Origin of the sequence: Vibrio sp. 10N.247.311.47 (genome assembly GCF_041467535.1) — a bacterium.
Lineage (GTDB): Bacteria > Pseudomonadota > Gammaproteobacteria > Enterobacterales > Vibrionaceae > Vibrio > Vibrio crassostreae_C.
Genome location: NZ_JBFSUR010000021.1, coordinates 52,843 through 77,805, shown reverse-complemented (window position 1 = coordinate 77,805; position 24,963 = coordinate 52,843). Strand labels below are relative to the sequence as shown.

Genomic DNA, 24,963 nt, shown 5'->3' with positions numbered 1-24,963 from the left:
AACCTTTCTAAGTGAAATAGAACCAGCAACTATTGCTTTTGAAGCCTATAGCGATACTAGTTTGATCTCACACAGAGTTTAACCTCAGCCAGCTGTCCAAAAAGGAGTCATAAAGCAACAGAACTAACACTCACAGAAAGAAGTGACGCTGAGTGGTTATCAAGGCTTACTTCTGCTCTACTGACCTTTATGAGCATTCAACCTTGGATGTCTTAACTGTTCAAAAAATACATTCACACAGACAAGTAATGGGACCCCTACTAGCATTCCCATAGAGCCCCATAGCCAACCCCAAAATACAAGCCATACAAATAAAATCAGCGGATTGAGACTAAACCTTTTCCCCAGTAATGTAGGAGTAACCAATTGGCTTTCTATCAAATTAATCGCCAGGAAGATCGCAGCGACCGTCAATGCGTAGCTAAACGACTCAAACTGTATAAAAGAGACTAAAGCAAAGCACGTAACTGAAACCATCGGGCCAAGATAGGGGATAAAATTCATTAAGCCTGCAAAAGCGCCCCAAAGGAAAGGGTCTTGCAATCCCATCATATAAAAAGCAAAGCCAACAGTGAGTCCTAAGCAAACATTAATGATGGTGATGGCGCCTATGTAACGAGACAAATCCTTTTGAACAACTTTAACCAATTCAACAGCCCTACGCTTATCTGAAAAGCATTCAAAAAGAGATAAGCTTTGAGAATAAATTTTTCGACCGTAATTCATCATGAAATACGCCATAAGAAACGCAACCAACAACTGAGTAACAATGGTTGGTGTTGTCGTAAGCACTGATTCTATAATGGAAAAAGCCGTGTTATTGGTAAGCCCATCATTGGTAACAGTACTACTCATGGAGAACCCGGTGGCGTCAGTTAAGCGACTGTTTTGAGTAACCTCACTCACTTCATTAGATACATTCTCAACCAACATTGGTAATTTTGACCACCATTGCTGAGCGGGCTCACTCAACATATTCAAACTAATCACAACAAAGCCAATAAAACCAATAAGTACAGCCATTACGTTAATGACTCGAGGGATACCGAAGCGAGTAAGGTAGTTAACTAGAGGGCTACATAGCAAAGAAATAAAAGCACCAAAGATGATTGGCAACAAAAATGGCTTGGCGATATGTAATGTAAAAATAGACATCATGAGAACAGCAAGGAGCATAAAACTAGTTTGCAACACACTTCGTTGTCTAAGAATACTGTATTTTTTTGATGTCATTTTATTCCTATGAGTAGGAGGTTTTGTTTTTGAGGCTTCGTCAATTTGAATCAGGCACTCGATACCGTCAGCCAACACTAACTTGAATTAAAAATGATGGTTACTTAAGTAAATTAAGTATTAGCGATAGCTGTTTATAACCAAAAACAGACGATTTAAAACGATGAGTTCGATTCAAAATTACAACACCAAGGCCTGTGATGCCAAGAGCATACAAGGGGTACTTGTGAACAAACTCTTTTCCTTTGTGACGAATAAGTCCCATACAAAGTGCAACTTGACGAGCTCTACTTCTCCCCTCAAGTCTTTTCATTTGAATCTGTCTTTGTCGATTCTTGAGTGCTGACATGTAACCCCTCCTTCAATTGCTCTTTCGTACATTCAAAACCTATAAATTGCTTTAAGTAACTAGAACGAAGTACCAAGCATATTAGAATCAAACCGAGTGTGAATATAAACGCGCCGTAACCCGCTAACAGATTCAAAGTGAAGTAGTAGATCACTACTCCAGCACCGACGGCGATACTAAAAAGAAACAGCGGTAACAACGCAACAAAGAGGAGCTGAAACACAAGACGCTTTTTAAATGCATCAACACTATTGCGAAACTCCAATAAGAAAAGCTCTAAGGTCGATTGAGACCATTGCTGGGTATGTGTCTGTAATATAGCTAAGTCTTTCCACAATCCATTTAACTCAGAAGCAGAACGTTTAAGATCATCCACCTTACGATCGCTCGATTTATCATTGGCAGAGTTTACTGGATCATTTTGACTATTTACCTGCATAACGGTGCTCTCTCAATTGCGATGTTGATATATGGCTATTTGATTAACTTCGAGACAGCCCAACCAGCGAGAAACGCACAGCCAACACTCAATAATGGACGCTCTTTAATGATGTTTTCCGCTTTCTCAGACGTGTTCTTCACACTTTCAGAGCTGGCCTCGAGAGTTTCATGGACCGCCTCTTTCACATTTTCGATAACTTCTACTGCGGCCTCTTCAGCTTTTTCATAAGTTTCTTCAATTTGTTGTTTGGCTTCTGAATTTTTAGCGTTTGACTTTGGCATAAGTTTTCTCCTTATTTGATTATCATAAGCCAGAGAATAATATTAATACTATTAATCTCTAGCTACTTTAATAATCAATGCTAGCATCGTGCCAACTTTCACAAGTACCAGAATAATTGAAGATAAGCTCCCATATCATTAATAAATGGCATTAATCAATGTAATAATTTCACTAGAAAACATCTATTAATGTATTTTTTACAAAAACAAAGTAAAACCTTAGACGAAACAAGCTGAATATAGGGTTATTAATTGGCATAAAAAATGCAATAAACCAAATACAGCTTAGAACCAAATGAGGATTCATGAGAAACCAAAGTATATTATCTATTGTTAACCTGATAAAAAGTGGAAATATTATTTACGAAAAAGCGATATCCAACATAAGAAGTGAAAAGATGGCAAAAAATCTTTTTGATATCTACACGGTAAAGAAATGTGCAGAGTTAAAGTTACAATCTTTAACTTACTACTCAAAAATACATCAAGAACAGATACCCGCTAGTTATACGATAAATGCCAGAGAGCGCTGTATTGAAGCGGAAGATACAAAAGGTAAAAACAATCAAGAGCTCTATTTAAAGCACCTAGAAGGTGTCGAGACAAAGATCATTTCCGACATTGAATCACTGCTAGAAACTAACCCTGATTTAGAAGGGAGAAGAAGATTAAAAGTGGTAAAAAATGAAATGGAATCATGTCGAGACCAAATACACAACATGCGTCAGAATTAGTTATTAGCGAATGATGGTTGGAAATCAGAATCAAAGAAAAGACTTATTTTAATTATTATAAATCAACTGAAATTATAAATACTACTGAGATAAAAAGGAGTAATGATATGTTGTTTAAAAAGGACAATGATCCCCTTGAGGTAATTCACTATAAAGGCATAGAAAAAATACTATGTACATTGAAAGATCACTACTTCTCATGTGTTGACCTAATTGAACAGAAAGCACATGGGAACATTGCAAGAGCTGCAAATCGATTTATAAAAGTTGAACGTTCATTAATAAACGAAGTAAACACCAAGTTCTGCATTAACAATGAAGTTAATGACAATGACATATTGAGTCAGCCCCCTGCGTTAATTGTTAGTTATAACGATATGTACCAGAGTAATTTAAGCCTAATTTCTTACCTCAAAAACACTATTAGAAAGTTTAACAATCAACATATGTCTGCTTTTTTCTCCTATTGGGTTGCGGCGTTGCAAGTTGAAAATGATGAGATAGCAAAGCATTTGTAACAGATATAACCCATCTAAAATAGATACGATTAATTAACTTGAGAAGAGAATCAAAGCCTACAACACAATCATTAAACAGTGGGAATAATCTAGGTTTAATTCTGATCTAATTCTGACATCACTCAAAATAAAAAGCGTCGAGGCATATTGCCTTGACGCTTTTTTACGAGAGGGACCGCTATGTTATTCTAGGAAGCGTCATCGACAGCCCCAGTCATCATTCTAGACAGACTTTTACCGCCTTTGGGATCAAAATCAAGTGTTCTAATCGGAAACGGTATTGTCATTCCAGCCTCTGATAATGACTCTTTAACCGCTATAATACCGTCGTGCTTTGCGTCCATATAACCAAAACCTCCTGGGTACTCAATCCAAAACCAAACCAATAAGTTAACGCTACTATCAGAAAAGCTTGAAGCGTAAACCGTCGTATCTTCTTTCCGACTAACATAAGACTTTTGGTTTATCGCTTTGGTTATCACCTCAGCGGCTCTTTTGGGACAGTCTGCGTAGGAAATCCCCACAGGGATCTCGACCCTTCTTCGTCCTTTTCGACTGTAGTTCGTCAAAATATTTCGGAAAACCATCTTATTGGGAATCATGACGTGTTGACCAGAGAACGTTTCAACCAGTGTATTTCGTAAGTTTATTTTGACTATGGTACCCATGACATCGTTGGAACCAACAACATCGCCAATTTTAAAAGGTTTACGAATACTCATTGTAATACCTGAAATGAGGTTCTCAGTCATATCTTGAAAAGCAAAACCGATAGCTAAACCTAGAATACCGGCACCGGCAAGCAACGATGTAACCGTACCTTGGAGCCCAACAAAATCTAACGCGACAAAAAATCCAATAGTAACAATGGTAACCTTAACAATAGAAGCCAGTAAGTTAATGACTTCTTGAGAGTCGACAACTCTATTGCTCAATCTTTTAAACAACTTGCCGCTTATGTTGGCAACAAAGATAAAAATAAGAAACGTAACAAAAGCAACAATCAGGTTAGGGATAAGTTTAATTGCTTCAACTAACCAATGCTCTAACTTACCCTCTATCAGATGCTGAAACTTCTCTAAGTTAAAAGAGAGATTCATTTCCATGGTGTCTCCTTCTTATTCAATATGCGGATTATTCAATACATTCATGGAATACAAACCGTTAAGGCTTGCTTATCAATACTTATCTCCAGTGAATCAGCCAAATACGTCTCTCCATCAATCACGTATGAAATAGGTCGGTCAGAATCAATTTTAACGAGCTGTGCCGACGCATAAGTAAAGTAACTAGCTTGTTCTTTCGCTCCGAGACTCGATAACAACAGATCAGATAGAGCGATAGCTCGTTTACTAAGTGAATTTGTGTTTTCCAAATAGGTAATATGCAGCTTCCCATCATCCGGCTTAGGGGGCTGCCCCCCTTGAGCAAGCACAGTACTAAAAGGGGAAGAGTTCGCCACGACCAAACTTTGTAATTTCATACTTTGTGATGGTTGGTCATCGATTGAAATTTGAAAGTGTTGATTATCGTCGGTGATTACTGCATTGAAGAACCCAGTCAAATACGCGAATTGCCCTTTTTCATTTTTTTGTTCTCGATGTGCGTAATCGATCATCTGTTCTTCAAACCCAATACCAAGAAGCAGTAATATTGGTTGTTGATTACAGAACGCCAGATCGATTCTTTTTGAGTTGCCAGATAAAATAGCCTCACACGCTTTTTCAACAGGCGATATTTTCGAGGTCAATCCATAAAGCATATGACATAGAGCGTTCGCGGTACCCAAAGGTATAATCCCGAGTTGTGTATCAGTCTTCCTAACTTGCCTTGCGACTTCACTAACCGTCCCATCGCCACCTGCAACGATAATATGCGCAGTATTCCGGTCTTTGGCCTGCTTAGCTAATATTTCTGCTGATACTTCTTGGCTAGTAAGAAAAATATCTAAACTGTACTTTCTCGTAAGTTCACGAATAACCTGTTGTTCATTCGCCAACCATTTACCACCACCTGCAACAGGGTTGGCAATAAGGCAAGCTTTATGGCCAAGAGTGAGCAAACCTTTATCACTGATTGCTTGAAGTGTTTTTAGTTGTAGATGGTTCAATTGGGCTGTACTTCGCACGTCGTTAATACTTTTCAAGACCTGCTCTACAGTAAGTGACGGATTTTTTGCTAAAAGGTAGGCAGCTACGACAAAGACAGAACGTCCTCGACCGAGAGCACAATGCACAACAACCGATCTAGATTGATTGATTTGGGTATCGATCCAATTTATAGCATGTTTAAGCTTATGCGTTTTAGGGACTTTATGATCAAGAACCGGGGTGTTTAAATAGCGAAATTGATCACCGGTCATTGCACTTTCTAAACCAGAAAACTCAGCTGTAACATCTACAATACAATGGATGTTTTGAGATTCTAAGAACGATAAATCTGAAGGGAACAAACGACGAGATACATATAAACCTTTTCCAACCTTCTGTATTGGTTCAACTTTATCTCTTTTAATTGCCCATGCATTGTACAGTCGAACACCTAAGAAGAATGGAATGAAGATCCATCTAATCCACCACACTATTTTCCCATCGCTAGTCTTCCTAAATATTGACGGCATATCGAAGATGTAGGCAACACTAACGATGAACATCGACAAACTACACCAGGCAAAAACACCACGGATTATTAGCTGTGGTATAAGAGCAGCAGCAAAAAAACAAGCTATAGCAAGAAGCATATAATATTTAATAATAAACATGTTACGCCTTAATTTATCCGTGAATTTAAATATATTTATCCGTAAATTTATCTATCTCTAAATTAAATAAAAGAAGGGCTCAAGAATGAGCCCTTAGCTTGATAACAAAGCAGTTTTATACTTATTTAAAGAATTTGATTACTTCGTGATTCAAGCAACCTCTTTTTCATATTTACGAGCTAATGTTTCTTTTTGTTCAGTATCTAAGACTCGACCTGCGGTTTGAAAAAAACGCTGCTCTTCTTCTTCTAAATGATGTTCAACCTTATCTTTTAATGTTTTCATTAAAACAAGCCAAGCTGGTGAAGACATCTCTGTATCATCGAGTTGAGCGAGTATTTTGTCGATTCCATGATGTTCAGCGATTCCATGTCTAGTCATGTCAATGGATTGATCACTCTCGATCAAAGGTGCATAAAAATGGCGCTCTTCTGCAATCGCATGCTTGGTTAACTCATCCTTAAGGTTAACATAGAGTTCTTGCCTAGCTTGTGTGTCTCCCGAAGTTTGGAGTAACGCATCCATCAAAAGTCGTTGCTTTTCATGACTGTCTTTGAGCACATCAAATATATTTTTCATGTCTAATTCCTACTTCATTGGTTTATTTTTATGAGGATTTTGGCATCTCATTGCACTCTAGATGACAGTTCTAGCAATCTTCATCTTTCGCATCTAAATGCTCTTTAATATTTTCACAGCTATCTTCTATTGCGTTTTGAGTATCCTCTACAGCCTCATCTACATTTTCCCCGGCTTGTTCCATCGGACCTTCATCACTACATGCCGCAAGTGCAAATGTAATACCCACAATAGTTAAAAAACGGTAAGCGTTCGATTTGATGTTCATATAAACTCCTAATGTTTGTTTTTATTCAGCAACATAATTACCACTGAAACCAGTAGTGATATTGCAAATATATAAAATATGATCTTTGCTACTGTCGCAGCAGCCCCAGCGATACCACTAAATCCCAATAGGGCGGCAATAATTGCGACAATAAAAAATATTAGCGACCAGCGAATCATCGTTATTTCCCAATTTTTAATAAATTACCAATTGTAGAGAGGTTAAATAATATTTAATTTATCCACCACTCTCTCTACATTCGGGGTATTATTTGCTATAGATAAAGCTAAGTCGTGTTCACTGCTTGATGAAACTGAACCTTTCAAGATAACCACACTGTTTTCGGTTTCAACTTGAATATCGCTACCACTAACATTGGTATTCATTAATAAACGAGTGATTACCAGTGTCTTTATGTGAGCATCAGTCAAAGCTTGTACGGCTGCGGGTGTTTTTTCTTTGTCTTCATCAATCACTGTAAGTTCGTTTTTTACAGACTTAACGTCATCTAGGCTTAGCACTAACTCTTCTGCCAAATCTTTCTCTGTTTCATTTTTAACCGAGCCAGTTAAAGTAACCACTCGATTTTTAACGTAGGTGTTGATGTCAAATGAGTTTAAATTAGTATTCAGTAATAAAGTCGTTTCTGCTTTTCCATCAATCCACGCATCGAAAGTTTCTTTTTCCCACATGCTATTAGCAAAAACAGTTGATGAAGAAGTTGCAATCAAAGTAGCTAATAATATTTTACTTGCAGTATTTCTCATTAATTATCTCCTCTAGTTAACTGACACTTGTACAATTGCAACCAGCATGCCAACTTTTTAACTGACTGAAAATAAAGGATTTACACTTTAATTTTGAAAATTTACCATTGGTAAAATAATCGGAGGTGTATTAATTACACGAGTATTTTGTAAAAATTATCATCAATGGAGATCCTAGAATAATTAATATCAATACTGTTAATTAGCCACTTCTACTATCAGTAATATTGTAACTACATTTAAAAGGTGGCGTATAGTAAATGATAGATTCGTATTTGAAGGACATTATGTTATTATCAAGGTCGTTTTCTGTCGTACAAAAAGAGAGTTAAATCATGTCATTACCGACACTTTTTATAGAGTTAAAAGATGAATTATTGCGGTCTAAAATAAACTCTCTAGATGAATTATCAAGCTTTGAAATAATTCAAAGTACTATGGATGTTCATTGGATTGACAAGCTACAACAACTGCAACCAGATACTGCTATTGTTGAAGTCTCTCGATTTACTAACGATGATTTTAAGTCCTTATCGAGTGCAACAGGGTTGGACGAAATGGACTTGATTATTATCAGTACAGGTACGCCAAACAAAAATTTAGACATGATGATGAACCATGGCGCAATCTTCCATTATAGAAAGCCCGTCGACATGCAAATATTGGAAGATACCCTTGCAGACTTCAGTCAATACTTCCTCCAGAAGCAGGAAGAAGGGCGTAAAGTGTCCACCAGCGATTTAGACCAGTTCGGTATGTTAGTCGGTTCTTCTAAGCCCATGCATAAGCTGTATCGAACTTTAAGAAGAGTCGCGAAGACTGACACCAATGTTTTGATTGTCGGCGAAAGTGGGGCAGGTAAAGAATTAGTCGCACAAACGATTCACCTTGCCAGTGATCGTAAAAACCAACCTTTTATTGCGATCAACTGCGGTGCTATCAGCCCTGAGTTAGTTGATAGTGAATTATTTGGTCATGAAAAAGGCGCTTTTACAGGGGCGAATCGCACACACCAAGGGGTGTTTAGGCAAGCAGAAGGTGGCACATTGTTTCTCGACGAAATCACCGAAATGCCACTTGAACACCAGGTCAAATTACTACGAGTTTTAGAAACAGGTGAATATCGCCCTGTAGGCAGTAATGCAACGAGTATCGCTAATACTCGAGTCATTGCAGCGACAAACCGAGATCCACAAGTCGCTATTGAAGAACAGTTTTTGAGAGAGGATCTCTATTTCAGGTTGGCTCACTTCCCCATACATGTCCCTCCATTGCGTGAAAGAGGCGACGACATCGTCGGCTTAGCAAAACATTTTATTGCTCATCGCAACGCAAATGAAACCACTGCGAAGACCATTTTCACATCAGCGCTTCAAAAAATATCAGCCCATGCATGGCCAGGGAATGTCAGGGAATTAAAACACTGTATTGAAAGAGCTTTTATATTGGCAGATGAGACGATTAAAGATGAACACCTAATTTTTGATACTCCTCCTTTAGAAACAGGGACTACCGTTGAGGATATGGTTCCGGCGGGTGTTTCTCTTGAGAAGATTGAGAAAGCGGCGATTATCAATACGCTCGAAGAAAATGAAGGCAACAAAAAGGAAACAGCACAAGACTTGGGAATCAGCATCAAAACGCTTTATAACAAGCTCGATAAGTATCAAGAGTAGTAATACTCATATCTGATGTTGCTGTGTGATCAAAATAGATACAGGCGATCGTTAATTTGCAGTTGATGTTTTGCTTTTCCATGAAAATTTAACAGTGGAGGGTGAGCCCTCCACTGTTAAATTTTATGCTGCATTCACCGATGTCTCGGTTCTTTTATCTTGGTCAAAGAATTCTTCATGCAACGCGCAAATCGCTTGTTGATACTTGTCATCACTCACAACAAATTGCACATTTACGTTTCTCATAGACGAATGTAATGCAATAGGCGTAACACTATGGTTCATCAAAGCCAATACACCATTAGCGAGCGTTTTATTGGTATCAATTTGAGAACCGATCGCTGAGATTATAGCGACCATTCGACCTGAAATAGATGCCTGAGGGTAACGTTTCTCAGCCTTATAAGACACCTTGTTTAAACTCTCGGTGCTACCACCTAGATAATAGGTAATAGAATTGGCGTTCATCTCTTTACCAATAAGGTTCACTCTAGCATCTGCGATAATCTCCATTAACTCATAACTAACATTGTCCGCCTTACCGACCATTCCCTGGTCAAAAACATGTAACGCATATACCTTCTGTTTTCCGGCAATGATCTCAATGTGATTCGTGTCTGGTCGGTAATCAGAAGAAATCAGTGTTCCCTCATGTTCTGGCTCGAAGGTGTTTTTGATTTGCAGTTCTATGCCACTTTCTCGTAACCCAGCAGCCGCATTAGAGTGAATAGCTTCCATACCAAGGTTAGCCAGTTGATCGGCAACATCATAATTAGTTGCCCCAATCGGTTTAACCGAACCTACACCAACGACTTTTGGGTCAGCCGAACTAAAGTGATACTCCTTATGGATGATCGCCAATGATGCCTCAGTAATAGTAGCGATACGACTAAACGTCATCTCACTGTAACCACGATCATAAGTATGCATCAAACCTTCTTTGCAATACGCATAACCAGTTACTATGGGAAGCTCCTCAGTAACATCAATGTCAGAGAAAGCCTCTCTAATCGTATCGTCCAAACTTTGAGGGGTTTTGTTGTCCCAACCAGAAAGGTCAACAAAGGTCGAATTTATACCAATGTTTTTTAATTTAAGAGCCGTGTTGTATGCACTATGTGACTCTCCAATTGAAGAAAGAAACTCTCTAATCTGTGGTAAATAATGTCTCAGTGAAAACTGTCCGTATTGACACGTTTCAAGAATGTTAGTGATACAGTTTTTAGCTTCTGAAATACGAGACCGGATGAACTTATCAGCTCTCATACGATTCATTGGATCCGCAAAAATATGCTCATTGGTCAATAGCATGCGGCGTTCAATATAAGATAGAGCATCCTTCCACGAATCGTCACGCATCGCTATCAATTGATAGATACCAGGCTTACCTGTTTTTTTACATTCCAACAATGCATCCGTCATACCGCTGTATGCGGACACAACAAAGATTCGGTTATACGGATTTTGAGGGCGGAGAATAATATTGTCGAGCACAGCATCAAATGCTGTCATTGATGTACCGCCGATTTTTTCTACGGTAAATGTCATAAAAGACCTTTTGTTCTTGAAGAGATTAAAGACGAAATAATAGGGAGCGGGGTGAGATATCACCCCTGAAGATATGGGTTAATCAACGAGTGGATAAACGCCGTTTTCATCGTGTACTTCAGCGCCAGTAATTGGTGGGTTAAACACACAAGCCATTGTCATTTCTTTGTTTTTATATGCGCGTAAATAATGCTCATCATTCTTATCTAGGATGTACAACGTACCGGGTTTGATTGGGTAAGTTTTACCACCAACGACTTCAATCTCCCCTTCACCACTCATACAAAACACAGACTCCAAGTGGTTTTGGTAATGGATATGTGTTTCTGTCGCTTCGTAAATTGTTGTGATATGAAAAGAAAATCCCATATTGTCATCTTTCAATAACATGCGAGTGCTTTCCCAGTTATCCGATACAATACGTCTTTCACTATTACGACATTCATCAAGTGTTCTAACAATCATTTTACTCTCCCTATTACGATGCTTTCTTGAAATGCTTGGTTGCTACCACTTCAACTGAGTCTTCGAAAATAGTTAAACCTTGCATCAATTCCGATTCTGAAATGGTTAATGGACAAAAGAACTTCAAGATTTCATCGTTTGGACCTGCGGTCTCAATTACCATGCCCTTGTCAAAACACACTTTTGCAATCTCATCAGCTGTGTTCCCATCTTTACATTCAATGCCAATCATCATTCCGCGTCCCTTGCGTTGAACAAATAGCTCAGGGAAACGCTTGAGATTGCGTTGAATGACATCATCGACCATGCTTGAGCTACGTTGAATATGATTTTCAAAATCATCATTTGACCAATACATTTCTAACGCTTTAGCAGCAGTAATGAACGCATGGTTGTTACCACGGAAGGTGCCGTTGTGTTCTCCCGGCTCCCACTTGTCTAGTTCAGGCTTTAATAAAACCACAGCCATCGGTAAGCCATAACCACTTATCGACTTAGATAGCGTAACGATATCTGGTTTTATACCTGAAGGTTCAAAGCTAAAAAACGTTCCTGTTCGACCACAACCGGCTTGAATATCATCCACAATAAGTAGGATATCGTGGGCTTTACAGATTTTGCTTAACTTCTGTAGCCACTCATTTGAAGCGACATTTAACCCACCTTCACCCTGAACCGTTTCCAATAAAACGGCAGCAGGCTTATCCATACCAGCGGAATTATCGGTTAACATCGTTTCAAATAATTTTAAACCATCGATTCCAGCGTAACCTTCAAATGGCAAACGCGTAACGTTGTTGAGATTTGAGCCCGCACCTTGCCTGTGGTGTTGGTTGCCTGTAGCAGCCAATGCACCCGCCGTACAACCATGAAAACCATTGGTAAATGCAACAATACTGCTTCGACTTTTTACTTTTTTCGCCAACTTAATCGCTGCCTCAACCGCATTTGTTCCTGTCGGGCCGGTAAATTGAACTTTGTAATCTAATGCTCGAGGTTCCAAAATAAAGCGACTAAGAGCTTCTAGGAATTCAGCTTTGGCTTCTGAATGCATATCCAAGCCATGTGTAATTCCATCCATTTCAATATACTCAAGTAAAGCTTGCTTAAGTATTGGATTGTTATGACCGTAATTGAGAGATCCTGCTCCAGCAAGAAAATCGAGGTAACGATCACCTTGTTTTGTTTCAAGCCAGCAGCCTTTTGATTTAGCAAAAGTGACTGGAAAACTATTCGAGTATGAACGTACGTTAGATTCCTGCTTTTTAAAAATATCCATGATAAGGCCGTTATTTGATTCCTATAAGTTAATGATTATTTAAGGGGTATTCGATACAAATACTCAGTATCGTGCAGCCCTTTAAAATGAACATTTTCATCTAAGAAAGTGGTCACTTTTCCAGTGCTACTATTTTTTGCGTCTAGCTTTTTAAAGAGTGCCCAAGACGCTTGATTTGACTTAGTAATGGTTGTTTCAATAGCTTCTATACTCTTCAGCCACTCTCGACGAAGTAAGCTGTTCAACATCTTGTAAGCTAAAGAGTGACCTCTAAATCGAGGGGCAACTGCAACTTGCCAAATAAAGAGAACATTAGGCTCACTCGGTTTTTGATAACTCGAGATAAAGCCCGCAAGCTCACCTTTGTTCTCAACCAAAATACAAGTTTTACTAAAGTGAGTGGATTGCAAAAAATTGCAATATGACGAGTTGGTGTCTAGTGGCGGACATTCTGAAATCAGTCGATAAATGTCGTTGCCATCTGAAGCTTTGGGCTCGCGAAAACTCCATTCTTCACTCGTTTTTTCTATCACTTCTGGACACAACACCCAAGGCGCTGATGTAATCATACCGATAAATTCCCTTTGAACTCTAATTAAATTCCTTTTTATTATGAGCATTTACTCCCTACTAAGATCAACATCTTAACCTTAAAAAACAAAAATTAGTGATCTGCGTCACATTTAATAGCGGTCAGCATGAATTAAATAATACTTTGAGTTCTAATGTATTTGATCGGTAGAGATCTTAAGAAAATGTCTTTAACCGAATAAGCGTCAAAAGAAGGTTAGAGTCATTAGTAAATTATGTGCTCAGATTGCCAATCAAGCGGCATAAATCACCAACACTCTCAGTGTTGAACATTCTATCGAGTAGATAACAACGCTTCGAATGGCAGTGACTCGCTATCCACTATTAAAATATCGGCCTCAAAAACAAAAAAACCTAGCGAGAGCTCGCTAGGTTTCTTATCTAACATATCGATGAATAATGAACTCAGAGGAAACGAGTCCAGAAATATCAGCTTGGAAAAGGTTTACTTCAAGGGATCATTGTCAGGCAATGCTTTATGTATCCATAGCGCCAGACGCTTTTTAATGTTTGCCCCATCAAGCTTACTTTCTGGTAACGGTGTGATCTGATTGACTTCAACAAGGAACAAGTACACCGCTTTAACCTTTATCGGTTGGGATGAATTTGGCAAATCAAAACCTTGTAGCTTAGCCATCTTAAAACCGACTTCAACTGCTTTTTTTACCAGCTTATCTTCATTAATGATCTTCGCGGTTTTCGACATATCATCTCCATCATCTTTATCGAATGAATATTGAGTATATCAAACCGAAAAATTCACAAGATTACTTCGCTCTCAATTTGAGGAGTCACTTTGATAAATAACATAAAACGAATAACAGGCTCTAGGATGACTCTAATTCGCTTGATAGTTACGCCACCAATACCTGTACGCAAACGGTCTCTTAACAGAACACTCAATAAATGAGATCTTAAGTCAAAAAACAAAAATTCGAATAATATTTGACTTAGCATTCCAAAGAATACGGAATATTATGATGTTCATTTTTAAAGTTAAAATTCAATAAAAGATCAATAAACTGCTGTTATTTAACTGGTTTAATACTAATTCGACTTAGATCATATTTACAACCAATTGTAACCAATTGTTATTTACAAAATACTCACTAAGAAAATAGAATAAAACCACTAATTTTATACTGGTGTTGAAAATGCGTTACCTCTGGGCTTCATTCTGTCATAAAAATCCAATTCCGGGTCGAATTGTTCATATCCTTGTTATGTTGATAGCGCTAGCTTCTATCACCATTCCATTGATTTCAAAAGACGCCACAACCATCTTAACTTCACTGTGTGCTGCTCTAGTCTGTTTCGTCGTTTTTGTCTTCTTTGCGCTCGCCGACAAAATGCGCTCAGGCATGCATTAATCAACCAATCAGTTCTCTATCACCAAGCATTCTCTTTTTAAAAATTCATTATAAAATGCTGGTTACCAAATACGGAAAAGCCCAAAGTTATTAGCTTTGGGCTTTTCTTCTATAGCGAATTCTTACATATTCCAAATAGCCTGTAGTTAGAAATTACAGCTATCAATCAGGCATCACCACAATACCCATGCTTTCAAGCAGTTGCTCTTGCTGCCACGCGACAATTTTGATTCCTGTTGTATCTACTTTACGAGGGTCCAACCCTTCTAATTCAGCATGGCATAAATTAGCACCTTGCATACTGAATTGCCCCCATACATCTTCCGAGAACACGCCTCGGCTAAGATCAGACTCTTTTAGTGACGCTCCGCCAAGGTAAGTACCTATCCAGCGGTTTTCAAATAACTCACACTTCTCTAAACAAGCTTGTTCAAAATTAGCGTAAGACAGGTTGCAACCCGTGATGTATGCCGAGCAAAAATACATGCGATTGCTCACCTGATTGGCAAAGTTCGCACGAGTAAAGTTCGCCCCTTTCAAGTCGCATTCACGTAGCTCAATACCATAGCAATTCGCGTTACTAAAATTCGCCATCGCCAACTGGCAATTCTGGAAGCTTGCGTCTCGTAAGTCGGCAATATCAAAGTGGCATCCCTCAATATCGCCTTGTTCGATAAACTTACAGTTAATAAACGTTGCATCACGTAAGTTCGAACGTCTGAAATCACAACGGATAAACGTGCAGGCTGTAAATGTAAGCTCTGATAAGTCTTGCTGAGCAAAACTGTGGTGATGATAAGTGCTGTTATTGGTGTCCATTTAGCCCCCTAAAGAAATTAAGCTAAGACTACCATTGCGATCTCAAGAAAACACTAAATTAAAAACCAATAAAAACAGCAACTTAAAACACCCCAATTTAGCCATTTTAAGGCACCAAATAAGCCCTTTAAGGTTGTTATTTTCGATTTATAGGATGTGCTTATCTTGAAAAAAGTTTTGTCGCTTAGAAGTACCAATAAGAGAAAGAGTTACTTTGACGAAACGAGTCAATTATTGACCGCGTCCTAACGCGCTAGACTGGACGGTTGGTATGTTGCTCGTTACACTATTCCTCATTCTCAGCATAAAGAGTAAGAACAATGAAAGACATGCGACAAGCTATGCTCGATGCAGGGTTTAGCCTTATTAATGAACACGGGTTTGCTGGTGTTGGCCTGATGAAAATCATCAACCAAGCGGAAGGCACGAAGGGTTCTTTTTACCACTACTTTAAATCCAAAGAACACTTTGGTGAGATCCTGCTTACTAACTACTTTGATGAGCATCTCGCTAAGCTGGACGACTTTTTAAGTGATGAGTCGCTTTCTCGCCGTGATCGCGTTAAAGCCTATTTCGAGTTTTGGTGTGCATCGAAACTGACTGAAGACTTCAATATCCAATGTCTTGTCGTAAAACTGGCGGGAGAAGTATCTGGGTCTGCTAACCCGTTGCAATCGACCATGGCAGAAGGTGCAGAAAAGATCATCCTGCGTATGGCAAAGCTGTTTGAAGAAGGTAATGCCGATGGTGATTTCACTATCGCAGAGCCAGAATCGCTATCTCGAACGCTTTATGGTTTATGGCTTGGCTCAACGCTCATGGCCGCCATGCAGCGTAACCGTTCGATTCTAAACAATGCCATGGAAGAGACTCTTCTCGCCATGAGCCCAGCCCAAGAATCGGCTGACTAGATACCCGTTACCAAATACCAAATACCAAGAGGCTCGCACAATTTAGCGAGCCTTCTATCTAACTTAAATCTTGATTGAATCCATTCACGCCTACTCCATTACCCCAGACGAGACGCAATATTATTGGCTTTGAATAAGTCCTTAATAACAGGGTCGATATGCTTGAAGAAGCTCAGCCAACCTTCACACAAGTAATTTAGCCCTGCTTCGCCGTCACGACTGGTAATGATTCGGTTCTTAGGGCATTCGCCATGGCATGCGAATTTAAACTCACAGGCTTGGCATTGTTTCGGCAGAGACTTCTGTTTGGCGAACCCAAAACTCTGCTGCTTTGGCGAAAAGGCTAAAGTTGAAAGTGCTTGTTCCTGAATATTACCTAACTGAAATTCAGGAAAGACATAATGATCACATGAGTACACATCGCCATTGGGCTCAACCGCTAACCCTTTGCCGCAGATCTCACTCAAGGTACACATGGTGCTTTCTCTGCCCATCCATACACCGACAAAATTTTCAAAGTACGGCACTAACACTCGACCAAAATCGTGTTCAAACCACTCATCAAAAACGGTAGTGAGGAATTGTCCCCATTGCGCAGAGCCGACACTCCACGGTTCAACCTCGCCTGATACGGGAATGATCGCTTGTTGGTTGCTCAACCATTTATTGTTGGTGTGAGCTTCGCGCTTATCGACGACAGGAATAAACTGCAATTGCTTCGAACCCACTTCATCGCGTAGAAAGCGATAGACCTCTAATGGATACTTACCTGTCACATCATTCACGCAGCTTAGAGTCGCGAACTCGACGTTATGTTGTTTCAAGTAGCGAATGCCACGCATTGTTTGAGAAAAAGTGCCTTTGCCTGCACGGTTGGTCCGGTAGTGATTGTGTAAGTGCTCTGGGCCGTCAATGCTCACACCAATGATAAAGTCATTCTTTTTGAAGAACTCACACCACGTATCATTCAGTAACGTGCCGTTGGTTTGAAGGTCATTGCTAATCTTGCTGTAGCTAGGACAATATTTTTTCTGCAGCTCGACGACTTTTTGAAAGTACTCAATCCCCAACAAGGTAGGCTCTCCACCGTGCCAAGAAAAGATAATTTCAGGCGTATTCTGCCCTTCTATGTACTGCTTGATATAACGATCTAACAGAACTTCATCCATCGTATATTGAGAGCCTTTTGGGTATTCAAGCAGCTGCTGTTTTTCTAAGTAATAACAGTAGGTGCAACTGATATTACACACCGCCCCAATCGGTTTTGCTAGCGCTTGAAGCTTGCTGTGTGCTTTGCCATTGAACTGCGGAACTGAACTCAAATTTGATAGCGATAATGTCGTCATGAAAAGTGCCTCGATGTAAAGTTATTGTATTAGCCAAAACAATTCGTAATTCCTTTACACGGTGTTCATCGGCCAACCAAGCTTAATGGCATTAGGTTGGCCGAGTGGTTTTTTCCTCTATTTCACGTTTTCAAACGGGTTCCACGTTTCGTCAACTGGGACGATATTTTGCGCTTTTTCGTATTCTTGATATTCAGCGACCATTTCAAGGAACAGATCTGGCATTTCATTTATCAAGTCATGTTGCTCTGCAGGATCTTTCTTGGTGTTGTATAAGTGCCATTCACTGTCACCGCCCATACCGGTAGAGATTCGAATGATCTTGTAATCACCTTTTAGCAAAATCCCGCTACCAAACAATTCAAATGGAATCGCATTATCGGCACTGTGCACCTCTGCCGTTTCCCCTTTGAAGTAAGGCAACAAGCTCACACCACTCATCGGCGCGACTTCTCGACCTTGACATTCCGTTCCTGGATGCTCTACCTCTGCAATTTCAAGAATCGTGGCTGCAATGTCTTTCACTTGTGATAAGTCATCTGTTTGAGTTCCCGGCTGTAACGCATCTTCACCTTCTAAAAGCGCTTTGGCTGGCTTAACGATAAACGGCACACGGATACCGCCCTCTGCTGTGTAAGCTTTGTACCAAGGTAGGCCACCGGTTGAAGCGCTTGCCCACTCAGGACCAAGTGACACACTGGAGTTCGCCTTACCCAAGTTTTCAGTCGAATTATCGAAATGATGAGCGGTCCACGTTCGGATCAGGTCACTGATGTTTTCACCGGTAATATCCGCCGCTTCTGGGCCGTTATCCGCTAGATACATGATGTAGGTATTATCGTATTCCCCGATTTCTTTCAGATAATCGACTATCTGACCGACTTGTTGGTCCTGCATCTCCATCATGCCCATTGCGACAGCCATTTTCTTGCCGTACCACTTTTGTTCTTTCTCAGAAAGCGAGTCCCAAGGGCGGCTTAATGAATTACGTCCTGAGATATCAGCCTCTTTAGGAATCACGCCCATCTCTTTCATGCGTTGGAAACGATCTTCTCGAACCGAGTCCCAACCATGTTCAACGTAGTAATCGACTTTATCTTGATAGGCAGACTCAGGCGCTTGCAGTGGCAGGTGAATACCGGTGAATGGGACGTAAGCGAAGAAAGGCTTACCGTCGTCTTTTTTGCTGTCGATCATCTTGATGATCTCGTTGGTGTAAACTTGGTCTGAGTACTCGCCTTTGTACTTGTCCTCAACCACTTCACCGTTACGGTAAGTTGGCTCAACTTCGACGCCGGGAATATCCCCTTTTTGCAGCGCATCCGCTGTCGCGGCATTTTTGGCCGGGAACATCATATCTCGATTAAAGTGATTCGAGCCGCCCGCTAAAATACCGTAACTCTCTTCAAAACCTCGATCGTCAGGTAAGAAACCATCGTCGTGCCCCAAGTGCCATTTCCCAGAGAGGTAAGTGTTATAACCACTCTCTTTAAGCAGCGTTGCGACCGTAACCCCTTTCTTGGTGAGGTAACCTTCATAACCCGGCTTGCCAATCGCACCCGGATAGACAGCATAGTCGAAGGTGCCTAGCCCAACCTCGTGGCTATTTGCTCCGGTTAACATCATAGAGCGCGTTACCGATGAGGTTGGTGACGCGTGAAAGTTAGTAAACTTAACCCCCTCTTCAGCCAGCGCCATTAGGTTTGGTGTATTGGCTTCTGAGCCATAAGGCTGAGTATCGGCAAAGCCCACATCATCGCCAACAATGACAACAATATTCGGTTTTTCTGATTCTGCGGCCAGAGCAGCACTGCTTACCGCGGCCATTGCAGTGAAGACTAACGATTTCTTGAATGTCTGCATAAGACGTTCTCCAATTTCTGCGAATAACTTTTTCTGAGGCTAACCTTTCTGTGAGTAACCTGAGTTAAGATTTGAATTAATGCGCGGCTTGCGACATCCAATGTAATAAGTCGAGCGCGGGGTCATACTCTTGAGCTGCTGCCATAGAACCACTCATAATCGTTGATACACACGTTGTATAAGAATATGCCCACAAACATCGACTTCTCAAATGCACTGTAGATCATGGTCGAAGTACGCAGCGATTTGTACTTCGCCGAGAACATCAACAACACACCAATACAGCCAACCATGACTCCCCAGTGTTGATAGGTACCCATAAGATACTCTTTGTTCACCATCATCGTATCGTTGTACGAGAACAGCGTTTGCATACTCCAATCTGGCGCTAGGAAAGTGGAAAATGCCGTCGCTGTTAAGAAACCTGTAATCATCAAATACGATTTGATCGTACGTTCAAAAAAACGTTCCAACATAAAAGTAACCTCTTAAAATAATTTCGTGAAAATAACTTTTTGAAAAATAAACAGTGTCATACCAACAGTGATTTACTGGCCAAGCATGCCCATCACTGCGGTTTTTAATTCGTTGTCTTCTTTTGAAAACAGATGCTTAACGCGGTGATCTAAACCTGTTTCCAACACAGTTTTAGCGTGAGAGAAAGTGATAAACCCTTCTTTACCGTGATAATTGCCCTGGCCTGATTCGCCAATGCCACCAAACGGCGCGTCATCAACCGCTAAATGGAAAACACAGTCATTAATACACATTCCACCGGAATGAACTTGGTGTTTAACCTGAGCTTGTAAGCTCAAATCAAAGCTCATTAGATAAAGCGCTAACGGCCTTGGTTTGCTATTGATGACTTGGAACGCCTCTTCGATATTGCGATACGTAATCAAGGGTAATAGTGGGCCGAAAATCTCTTCGTTCATCACCTTGGATGACAGGCTTGGTTCAACAATCAGATGTGTCACCAGTCGTTGGCAATCTAAGTCCATCGCTTCGTCATGGCAGGCCACTGTTCGCGTTCCAGCTTGTCGTTCTTCATTCAACAAACCAACTATGCGGTCGCATTGACGAGGATTGATTAGGGACGTCAAACTCTCGGAATACACCCCTTCATCGAACAGCAATTGGTACTGTTTTTTATACTCTTGAATGAAAGATTCAACTTTCCCTTCAGGTAGCAATACATAGTCAGGAGCCACACACACCTGCCCGTTATTGAGGCTCTTACCATAAATGATTCGCTCAACCGCGATATCAATTGGCATGTCTTCTGCAACGATAACCGGTGACTTACCGCCTAGCTCTAGCGTGACTGGAGTTAGCGTGTCAGCCGCTGACCTCATCACTTGGCGACCCACTTGGGTTGACCCCGTAAACAGAAGATGATCAAACGGCAACGCCGAAAATGCGGCTGCGATCTCTACCTCACCTTCAACCAAGCACACCTCATCGGATTGGAAGACTTCCGCCAATAGCGCTCTTAATACTTGGTTCGTCGCTGGGGTAAATTCACTCATCTTGATCATGGCGCGATTGCCCGCTGCCAACGCCGAAATAAGCGGGCCGACGGATAACATGATCGGGAAGTTCCACGGAGCAATAATCCCGACAACACCTTTGGGTTGATAAACCACTTCAACACGAGAGGTTGAAAGCAAAGGGCCGGAATGACGAATCGAAGAAGTCGACCAATGAGGTAAACACTCAATGCTGTGATCAATATTTCCGATACAAGGTAATATGTCAGCCATCAAAGTGTCTTGTCGGCTGCGGTGACCATAGTCCTCACTCACGGCTACACACAAACGATCTGTGTAATCGATTAGCGCAGATTTAAGTGCGAGCAGCTGCTCAATTCTCTCCGATATCGCTGGCATCGGTTTCTGTGCAAAAGCTCGCTGCATGCTGTTCAACGTCATGGTCATTTGTGTTGGCGTCAATTCGTGTTTCATACATCACCTCGTGGTTAAGATGAACACACAATAATATACAACAGACCGGTCGGTCTAGCATTTTATTGTCAAAGAATCGTCAATGGAGTTTTGATTACAATCCAATGAGGCGGCTACAAACGGGGCAAAAAGTCAGGGGAATTTAAAATAAGAAGGCGTAGCTAACACGCAAGGCAAATAGAGAATTTTAAATGGCAGGATCAAAAATGGCCGCTTAGTGCGACCATTTGACAATTATTTAAGTTGTTGTTCTAAATAAACAATTTATAAATAAGGTTAGCTCTTGGCTACGTTTGCAATGCCTTCAAGTTGAAGTACTGGAGCGGCGTCGATGTCTTCTGCGTTCATCATTGATGATACTCGCTGCATTGAAGAAAGCAGTAAGCTTTGCTCCCACGGCTCTAGGTTTTGGAATTTTTTAACGAAGTTATCTTGCAGCGGTGGTGGCGCATTGTTTAGCAACTCTTGACCTTTTTCAGTCAGGTTTGCGTGTACTTTGCGGCGATCTGACGAGCTGCGAACACGTTGTACATAGCCATTCAGTTCCAAGCGATCGATGATCGTGGTTGTGGTGGCTTGGCTTACATTGGTGTGATTAGACAATTCTTTGATCGTCACATTACCCATTTCTTGGATTGCTCTCATTAAGATTAATTGAGGGCCAGTCAAACCATACTCTTTACTCAGCTTCTTCGAGTGTAAATCGATAGCGCGAATAATTTGGCGAATAGCGACCAGGATTTCGTCATGTTTGTCCAAGATGCAGACCTTTGTACTAATATACTGTGAATGGTTTTACAGCGTCGAAGCGATGAAATGTCTCGAGTGATTACGTCACGCGCGCTCGAATTACACTGTAAATTGATAAATTACTTCATTGATTTTTCCGCATTGTACTGATGTTCATACTATTCTCAATCTTTTCTATACCACTAAACTTGCGTGGTACGGCACTTTTGCTTAATGAAGGGGGAATGAAAGCTTCAATGAAGACAAAAATAATGAACCAGAGAATACAAACTCAAAGAATAATATATTTTAATAATCATAGAGGTAGAGAGATTTAATCCTCTCCACCCAATAAAAAACCAGCCTCACTAGCTAAGCTGAAAAACGAAATTTTACGCAGCGGTATTCATCTGAAAGTTACCCGTTAGCGCGTTGTAAAACTCGCTGTTATCCAAAATCCCTACCAATTGATTATTTTCAACCAACAGGATTGGGTGATTACTGATCTGCTTAAGCTTAATCGCATCACGCATACCAATCTCCGGGCTTGTCACTACCACACTAGACGCGTTAATCGCGGTTAGGTCGTCAGACTCGCTCCACTCAACAAGCGCCAAGGTAGATTCACCTTTCACCGATAAAGCCCCTTCATTCTGTTCAATCCAGAGATCTTTAGAATCGCAGATCTTCCAGCTTTCATTCTCTTGCGTCAGTGAATCAAGAGGCTGCATTAAAGAGCGACCTTTAAGCACATTCAATGGATTGGTGTGAGCAACGAAGTCTTTTACGTATTCGGTTTTTGGCGTCAGTACGATCTCTTCAGGCTTACCGTGTTGAATCAGTTTGCCTGACTCCATGATCGCAATGTTATTACCAATCTTCAGCGCTTCGTCTAAATCATGACTCACGAACAAAATCGTTTTGTTAAGCTTGTTTTGCAATAAAATTAGCTCATCTTGCAACTGCGCACGAATCAGCGGATCAAGCGCTGAAAACGGTTCATCCATAAGAAGAATGTCGGTATCCATCGCAAAGGCACGCGCTAGACCAACACGTTGCTGCATACCGCCAGAAAGCTCATGCGGATACTTGGTTTCCCACTCTGCCAAACCCACCATTTCAAGTTGTTCACGCGCTTTAGCACGACGAACATCTTTGGCTACGCCTTGCATTTCTAGACCAAACGCTACGTTGTCTAATACATTAAGCCATGGCATCAAAGCAAACTTTTGGAAAACCATGGATACACGGTGAGTACGAAGATGACGCAAGGTCGCTTCGTCGCACTGTTCACCTAAATCAACCTGCTTGTCTCCATCTTTGATCGCCAATGAGCCACGGCTGATCTCATTCAGGCCGTTAACTGCGCGAAGCAAAGATGATTTACCAGAACCAGACAACCCCATCAGCACACAAATCTCGCCTTCTTCAACGGTCAGCGACACATTATCTACGCCAACCACTTGGCCAGTCTCATCAATGATCTCTTGGCGAGTTTTACCTTGGTCGAGTAGCTCAAGCGCTTGTTTCGATTTATTACCAAACACAACATCGAGATTCTTAATGGTAATCGCGTCCATTGTCTTTTTTTCCTGAGAGTTAGACATGATTAAGCTTCCTTCTGGTTTGGTGTTTTGCACAAGCGGTCAAGGATGATTGCGACTAATACAATCGCTAATCCAGCTTCAAAACCTTGTGAGATGTTCACTGTGTTCAATGCACGAACAACAGGTTTACCAAGTCCGTCAGCACCGACAAGAGCGGCGATAACCACCATCGAAAGCGACAACATAATACATTGGGTTACACCCGCCATGATGCTTGGTAGAGCCGCCGGTAATTCGACCTTCATCAGCAATTTCATGCGGCTTGCACCAAACGCTTTACCCGCTTCAATCAACTCTTCAGGCACTTTAGTGACGCCTAAGTAGGTTAAACGAATCGGTGCAGCTATCGCGAAAATAATGGTAGAGATTAAGCCAGGAACAATACCCAAGCCGAATAGAACCAGAGTTGGAATCAGATAAACGAAAGTTGGGACTGTCTGCATCAAATCAAGGATTGGACGCAAAACTGTATAGAGCCAAGGACGGTGAGCAGCCATGATGCCAACCGGTACGCCAATTAATACGGAAATCGTTGTCGCCGCAAAGACGAGAACAAAGGTTTCCAGCATTTCTTGCCAATAGCCGAGGTTAAGAATAGTCAGCAGCGCTGCGACCACAAAGATCACTAGCGAAGGTTTACGGTGTAAGTACCATGCAATCGCAGCAGTCATCACGATTGGCAGTGCAGGCGGCATCCACTTAAATACATCGACTAAAAACATAATGACGGTTTCTAGAAAAATCGAAATAGCGTCAAAGAATCCTGCTGCATTGATTGTTAGCCAATCAACACCCGCTTCCATCCATTGTCCGACAGGGATTTTGTTTTCCGTAATAAAATTCACAATATTGCCTTTTATTAT

Annotated in this window: 27 protein-coding genes and 2 pseudogenes; 5 read left to right on the top strand and 24 right to left on the bottom strand. The window is 40.9% G+C overall.

Annotation, left to right across the window (positions count from 1 at the left end):
• Positions 1-177: 177 nt before the first annotated feature.
• The 4 genes from AB6E51_RS14790 to AB6E51_RS14775 form a co-directional block, all read right to left on the bottom strand.
• A complete protein-coding gene (locus AB6E51_RS14790) occupies positions 178-1,233 on the bottom strand; it encodes an AI-2E family transporter (RefSeq protein WP_010431932.1) in 1,056 nt (351 codons plus the stop codon).
• A 100-nt stretch (positions 1,234-1,333) separates the two neighbouring features.
• A complete protein-coding gene (locus AB6E51_RS14785) occupies positions 1,334-1,546 on the bottom strand; it encodes a hypothetical protein (protein WP_016795981.1) in 213 nt (70 codons plus the stop codon).
• Positions 1,533-2,021, bottom strand: a complete 489-nt coding sequence (locus AB6E51_RS14780) for a hypothetical protein (RefSeq protein ID WP_010431936.1) — start codon at positions 2,019-2,021, stop codon at positions 1,533-1,535. The genes AB6E51_RS14785 and AB6E51_RS14780 overlap by 14 nt, the downstream gene beginning before the upstream one ends.
• A 35-nt stretch (positions 2,022-2,056) precedes the next feature.
• The gene (locus AB6E51_RS14775) at positions 2,057-2,305 is read right to left on the bottom strand and encodes a hypothetical protein (RefSeq protein ID WP_010431939.1); all 249 of its coding nucleotides are present in this window, start codon (positions 2,303-2,305) and stop codon (positions 2,057-2,059) included.
• A 305-nt stretch (positions 2,306-2,610) separates the two neighbouring features.
• Between AB6E51_RS14775 and AB6E51_RS14770 the strand changes: the two genes are divergently transcribed.
• Both AB6E51_RS14770 and AB6E51_RS14765 read left to right on the top strand, forming a co-directional pair.
• Positions 2,611-3,039, top strand: a complete 429-nt coding sequence (locus AB6E51_RS14770) for a DUF2383 domain-containing protein (protein WP_010431941.1) — start codon at positions 2,611-2,613, stop codon at positions 3,037-3,039.
• 107 nt (positions 3,040-3,146) lie between these two features.
• The gene (locus AB6E51_RS14765) at positions 3,147-3,557 is read left to right on the top strand and encodes a hypothetical protein (RefSeq protein WP_010431943.1); all 411 of its coding nucleotides are present in this window, start codon (positions 3,147-3,149) and stop codon (positions 3,555-3,557) included.
• Positions 3,558-3,745: 188 nt separating this feature from the next.
• On the opposite strand, the gene AB6E51_RS14760 is transcribed toward AB6E51_RS14765, so the two are convergent.
• The 6 genes from AB6E51_RS14760 to AB6E51_RS14735 all read right to left on the bottom strand — a co-directional run bounded on the left by AB6E51_RS14760 (position 3,746) and on the right by AB6E51_RS14735 (position 7,932).
• On the bottom strand, positions 3,746-4,663 hold the full coding sequence (locus AB6E51_RS14760; RefSeq protein WP_016797856.1) for a mechanosensitive ion channel family protein: 918 nt from the start codon (positions 4,661-4,663) through the stop codon (positions 3,746-3,748).
• A gap of 41 nt (positions 4,664-4,704) precedes the next feature.
• The gene (locus AB6E51_RS14755; protein ID WP_372058553.1) at positions 4,705-6,318 is read right to left on the bottom strand and encodes a diacylglycerol kinase family protein; all 1,614 of its coding nucleotides are present in this window, start codon (positions 6,316-6,318) and stop codon (positions 4,705-4,707) included.
• Between the two features lie 150 nt (positions 6,319-6,468).
• Positions 6,469-6,897 carry a hemerythrin domain-containing protein gene (locus tag AB6E51_RS14750; RefSeq protein ID WP_010431952.1) on the bottom strand — a complete coding sequence of 143 codons (429 nt, stop codon included), beginning with the start codon at positions 6,895-6,897 and terminating at the stop codon, positions 6,469-6,471.
• 70 nt (positions 6,898-6,967) lie between these two features.
• On the bottom strand, positions 6,968-7,165 hold the full coding sequence (locus AB6E51_RS14745; RefSeq protein WP_010431955.1) for a hypothetical protein: 198 nt from the start codon (positions 7,163-7,165) through the stop codon (positions 6,968-6,970).
• Positions 7,166-7,173: 8 nt separating this feature from the next.
• Complete coding sequence (locus AB6E51_RS14740; protein ID WP_010431958.1) at positions 7,174-7,344, bottom strand: DUF1328 domain-containing protein; 171 nt, start codon at positions 7,342-7,344, stop codon at positions 7,174-7,176.
• Between the two features lie 42 nt (positions 7,345-7,386).
• A complete protein-coding gene (locus AB6E51_RS14735) occupies positions 7,387-7,932 on the bottom strand; it encodes a BON domain-containing protein (protein WP_017065851.1) in 546 nt (181 codons plus the stop codon).
• Positions 7,933-8,267: 335 nt separating this feature from the next.
• Between AB6E51_RS14735 and AB6E51_RS14730 the strand changes: the two genes are divergently transcribed.
• Complete coding sequence (locus tag AB6E51_RS14730) at positions 8,268-9,608, top strand: sigma-54-dependent Fis family transcriptional regulator (RefSeq protein WP_010431963.1); 1,341 nt, start codon at positions 8,268-8,270, stop codon at positions 9,606-9,608.
• Between the two features lie 123 nt (positions 9,609-9,731).
• Here the strand turns inward: AB6E51_RS14730 and AB6E51_RS14725 are convergent, their stop codons facing one another.
• From AB6E51_RS14725 to AB6E51_RS14705, 5 genes are all read right to left on the bottom strand, one after another.
• Positions 9,732-11,156 (bottom strand): aspartate kinase, encoded by a 1,425-nt coding sequence (locus tag AB6E51_RS14725; RefSeq protein ID WP_017065849.1) that lies wholly within the window; start codon positions 11,154-11,156, stop codon positions 9,732-9,734.
• A 78-nt stretch (positions 11,157-11,234) separates the two neighbouring features.
• Positions 11,235-11,621 carry an ectoine synthase gene (locus AB6E51_RS14720; RefSeq protein ID WP_010431969.1) on the bottom strand — a complete coding sequence of 129 codons (387 nt, stop codon included), beginning with the start codon at positions 11,619-11,621 and terminating at the stop codon, positions 11,235-11,237.
• Between the two features lie 13 nt (positions 11,622-11,634).
• Positions 11,635-12,900, bottom strand: coding sequence for a diaminobutyrate--2-oxoglutarate transaminase (gene ectB / locus AB6E51_RS14715; protein ID WP_010431972.1), 1,266 nt, complete (start codon positions 12,898-12,900; stop codon positions 11,635-11,637).
• Positions 12,901-12,935: 35 nt separating this feature from the next.
• The gene (gene ectA / locus AB6E51_RS14710; protein ID WP_010431975.1) at positions 12,936-13,469 is read right to left on the bottom strand and encodes a diaminobutyrate acetyltransferase; all 534 of its coding nucleotides are present in this window, start codon (positions 13,467-13,469) and stop codon (positions 12,936-12,938) included.
• 467 nt (positions 13,470-13,936) lie between these two features.
• Positions 13,937-14,197: a DUF5062 family protein gene (locus AB6E51_RS14705; RefSeq protein ID WP_102333544.1), complete on the bottom strand. Its 261-nt coding sequence runs from the start codon at positions 14,195-14,197 to the stop codon at positions 13,937-13,939.
• A gap of 448 nt (positions 14,198-14,645) precedes the next feature.
• Here AB6E51_RS14705 and AB6E51_RS14700 point away from each other — a divergent pair, with 448 nt between their 5' ends.
• Positions 14,646-14,861 carry a hypothetical protein gene (locus AB6E51_RS14700; protein WP_029235681.1) on the top strand — a complete coding sequence of 72 codons (216 nt, stop codon included), beginning with the start codon at positions 14,646-14,648 and terminating at the stop codon, positions 14,859-14,861.
• Between the two features lie 162 nt (positions 14,862-15,023).
• On the opposite strand, the gene AB6E51_RS14695 is transcribed toward AB6E51_RS14700, so the two are convergent.
• On the bottom strand, positions 15,024-15,680 hold the full coding sequence (locus AB6E51_RS14695) for a Qnr family pentapeptide repeat protein (protein WP_102333545.1): 657 nt from the start codon (positions 15,678-15,680) through the stop codon (positions 15,024-15,026).
• A 320-nt stretch (positions 15,681-16,000) separates the two neighbouring features.
• Between AB6E51_RS14695 and AB6E51_RS14690 the strand changes: the two genes are divergently transcribed.
• On the top strand, positions 16,001-16,591 hold the full coding sequence (locus AB6E51_RS14690) for a TetR/AcrR family transcriptional regulator (protein WP_108150535.1): 591 nt from the start codon (positions 16,001-16,003) through the stop codon (positions 16,589-16,591).
• A 98-nt stretch (positions 16,592-16,689) separates the two neighbouring features.
• On the opposite strand, the gene AB6E51_RS14685 is transcribed toward AB6E51_RS14690, so the two are convergent.
• From AB6E51_RS14685 to choW, 8 genes and pseudogenes are all read right to left on the bottom strand, one after another.
• Positions 16,690-17,937, bottom strand: a complete 1,248-nt coding sequence (locus AB6E51_RS14685; RefSeq protein ID WP_372058552.1) for an anaerobic sulfatase maturase — start codon at positions 17,935-17,937, stop codon at positions 16,690-16,692.
• Positions 17,938-18,054: 117 nt separating this feature from the next.
• Positions 18,055-19,800: an arylsulfatase gene (locus tag AB6E51_RS14680; protein WP_372058550.1), complete on the bottom strand. Its 1,746-nt coding sequence runs from the start codon at positions 19,798-19,800 to the stop codon at positions 18,055-18,057.
• Between the two features lie 76 nt (positions 19,801-19,876).
• Positions 19,877-19,945: pseudogene (locus AB6E51_RS14675) on the bottom strand (sel1 repeat family protein); the annotation flags it as partial.
• Positions 19,935-20,276: pseudogene (locus tag AB6E51_RS14670) on the bottom strand (hypothetical protein); the annotation flags it as partial. The pseudogenes AB6E51_RS14670 and AB6E51_RS14675, both read right to left, overlap by 11 nt.
• Positions 20,277-20,348: 72 nt before the next feature.
• Entirely contained in the window at positions 20,349-21,764 is a 1,416-nt protein-coding gene (locus AB6E51_RS14665) for a coniferyl aldehyde dehydrogenase (RefSeq protein ID WP_372058548.1), read from the bottom strand.
• A gap of 276 nt (positions 21,765-22,040) precedes the next feature.
• Positions 22,041-22,523, bottom strand: coding sequence for a MarR family winged helix-turn-helix transcriptional regulator (locus tag AB6E51_RS14660; RefSeq protein ID WP_017061075.1), 483 nt, complete (start codon positions 22,521-22,523; stop codon positions 22,041-22,043).
• 362 nt (positions 22,524-22,885) lie between these two features.
• Complete coding sequence (gene choV, locus AB6E51_RS14655) at positions 22,886-24,100, bottom strand: choline ABC transporter ATP-binding protein (protein ID WP_017078464.1); 1,215 nt, start codon at positions 24,098-24,100, stop codon at positions 22,886-22,888.
• Between the two features lie 2 nt (positions 24,101-24,102).
• Positions 24,103-24,945, bottom strand: a complete 843-nt coding sequence (choW, locus tag AB6E51_RS14650) for a choline ABC transporter permease subunit (protein ID WP_009845976.1) — start codon at positions 24,943-24,945, stop codon at positions 24,103-24,105.
• Positions 24,946-24,963: the final 18 nt, after the last annotated feature.

Excerpts from the sequence above, each read along its gene's own strand:
- AB6E51_RS14770 (WP_010431941.1), top strand. The coding sequence starts at position 2,611 with ATGAGAAACCAAAGTATATTATCTATTGTTAACCTGATAAAAAGTGGA.
- AB6E51_RS14785 (WP_016795981.1), bottom strand. The coding sequence starts at position 1,546 with ATGAAAAGACTTGAGGGGAGAAGTAGAGCTCGTCAAGTTGCACTTTGT.
- AB6E51_RS14725 (WP_017065849.1), bottom strand. The coding sequence starts at position 11,156 with ATGACATTTACCGTAGAAAAAATCGGCGGTACATCAATGACAGCATTT.
- AB6E51_RS14750 (WP_010431952.1), bottom strand. The coding sequence starts at position 6,897 with ATGAAAAATATATTTGATGTGCTCAAAGACAGTCATGAAAAGCAACGA.
- AB6E51_RS14775 (WP_010431939.1), bottom strand. The coding sequence starts at position 2,305 with ATGCCAAAGTCAAACGCTAAAAATTCAGAAGCCAAACAACAAATTGAA.
- ectA (WP_010431975.1), bottom strand. The coding sequence starts at position 13,469 with ATGATTACATCAGCGCCTTGGGTGTTGTGTCCAGAAGTGATAGAAAAA.
- AB6E51_RS14740 (WP_010431958.1), bottom strand. The coding sequence starts at position 7,344 with ATGATTCGCTGGTCGCTAATATTTTTTATTGTCGCAATTATTGCCGCC.
- AB6E51_RS14695 (WP_102333545.1), bottom strand. The coding sequence starts at position 15,680 with ATGGACACCAATAACAGCACTTATCATCACCACAGTTTTGCTCAGCAA.
- AB6E51_RS14790 (WP_010431932.1), bottom strand. The coding sequence starts at position 1,233 with ATGACATCAAAAAAATACAGTATTCTTAGACAACGAAGTGTGTTGCAA.
- AB6E51_RS14780 (WP_010431936.1), bottom strand. The coding sequence starts at position 2,021 with ATGCAGGTAAATAGTCAAAATGATCCAGTAAACTCTGCCAATGATAAA.
- AB6E51_RS14745 (WP_010431955.1), bottom strand. The coding sequence starts at position 7,165 with ATGAACATCAAATCGAACGCTTACCGTTTTTTAACTATTGTGGGTATT.
- ectB (WP_010431972.1), bottom strand. The coding sequence starts at position 12,900 with ATGGATATTTTTAAAAAGCAGGAATCTAACGTACGTTCATACTCGAAT.
- AB6E51_RS14700 (WP_029235681.1), top strand. The coding sequence starts at position 14,646 with ATGCGTTACCTCTGGGCTTCATTCTGTCATAAAAATCCAATTCCGGGT.
- choV (WP_017078464.1), bottom strand. The coding sequence starts at position 24,100 with ATGTCTAACTCTCAGGAAAAAAAGACAATGGACGCGATTACCATTAAG.
- AB6E51_RS14685 (WP_372058552.1), bottom strand. The coding sequence starts at position 17,937 with ATGACGACATTATCGCTATCAAATTTGAGTTCAGTTCCGCAGTTCAAT.
- AB6E51_RS14755 (WP_372058553.1), bottom strand. The coding sequence starts at position 6,318 with ATGTTTATTATTAAATATTATATGCTTCTTGCTATAGCTTGTTTTTTT.
- AB6E51_RS14705 (WP_102333544.1), bottom strand. The coding sequence starts at position 14,197 with ATGTCGAAAACCGCGAAGATCATTAATGAAGATAAGCTGGTAAAAAAA.
- AB6E51_RS14765 (WP_010431943.1), top strand. The coding sequence starts at position 3,147 with ATGTTGTTTAAAAAGGACAATGATCCCCTTGAGGTAATTCACTATAAA.
- AB6E51_RS14760 (WP_016797856.1), bottom strand. The coding sequence starts at position 4,663 with ATGGAAATGAATCTCTCTTTTAACTTAGAGAAGTTTCAGCATCTGATA.
- AB6E51_RS14730 (WP_010431963.1), top strand. The coding sequence starts at position 8,268 with ATGTCATTACCGACACTTTTTATAGAGTTAAAAGATGAATTATTGCGG.
- AB6E51_RS14680 (WP_372058550.1), bottom strand. The coding sequence starts at position 19,800 with ATGCAGACATTCAAGAAATCGTTAGTCTTCACTGCAATGGCCGCGGTA.
- AB6E51_RS14735 (WP_017065851.1), bottom strand. The coding sequence starts at position 7,932 with ATGAGAAATACTGCAAGTAAAATATTATTAGCTACTTTGATTGCAACT.
- AB6E51_RS14690 (WP_108150535.1), top strand. The coding sequence starts at position 16,001 with ATGAAAGACATGCGACAAGCTATGCTCGATGCAGGGTTTAGCCTTATT.
- AB6E51_RS14720 (WP_010431969.1), bottom strand. The coding sequence starts at position 11,621 with ATGATTGTTAGAACACTTGATGAATGTCGTAATAGTGAAAGACGTATT.
- AB6E51_RS14665 (WP_372058548.1), bottom strand. The coding sequence starts at position 21,764 with ATGAAACACGAATTGACGCCAACACAAATGACCATGACGTTGAACAGC.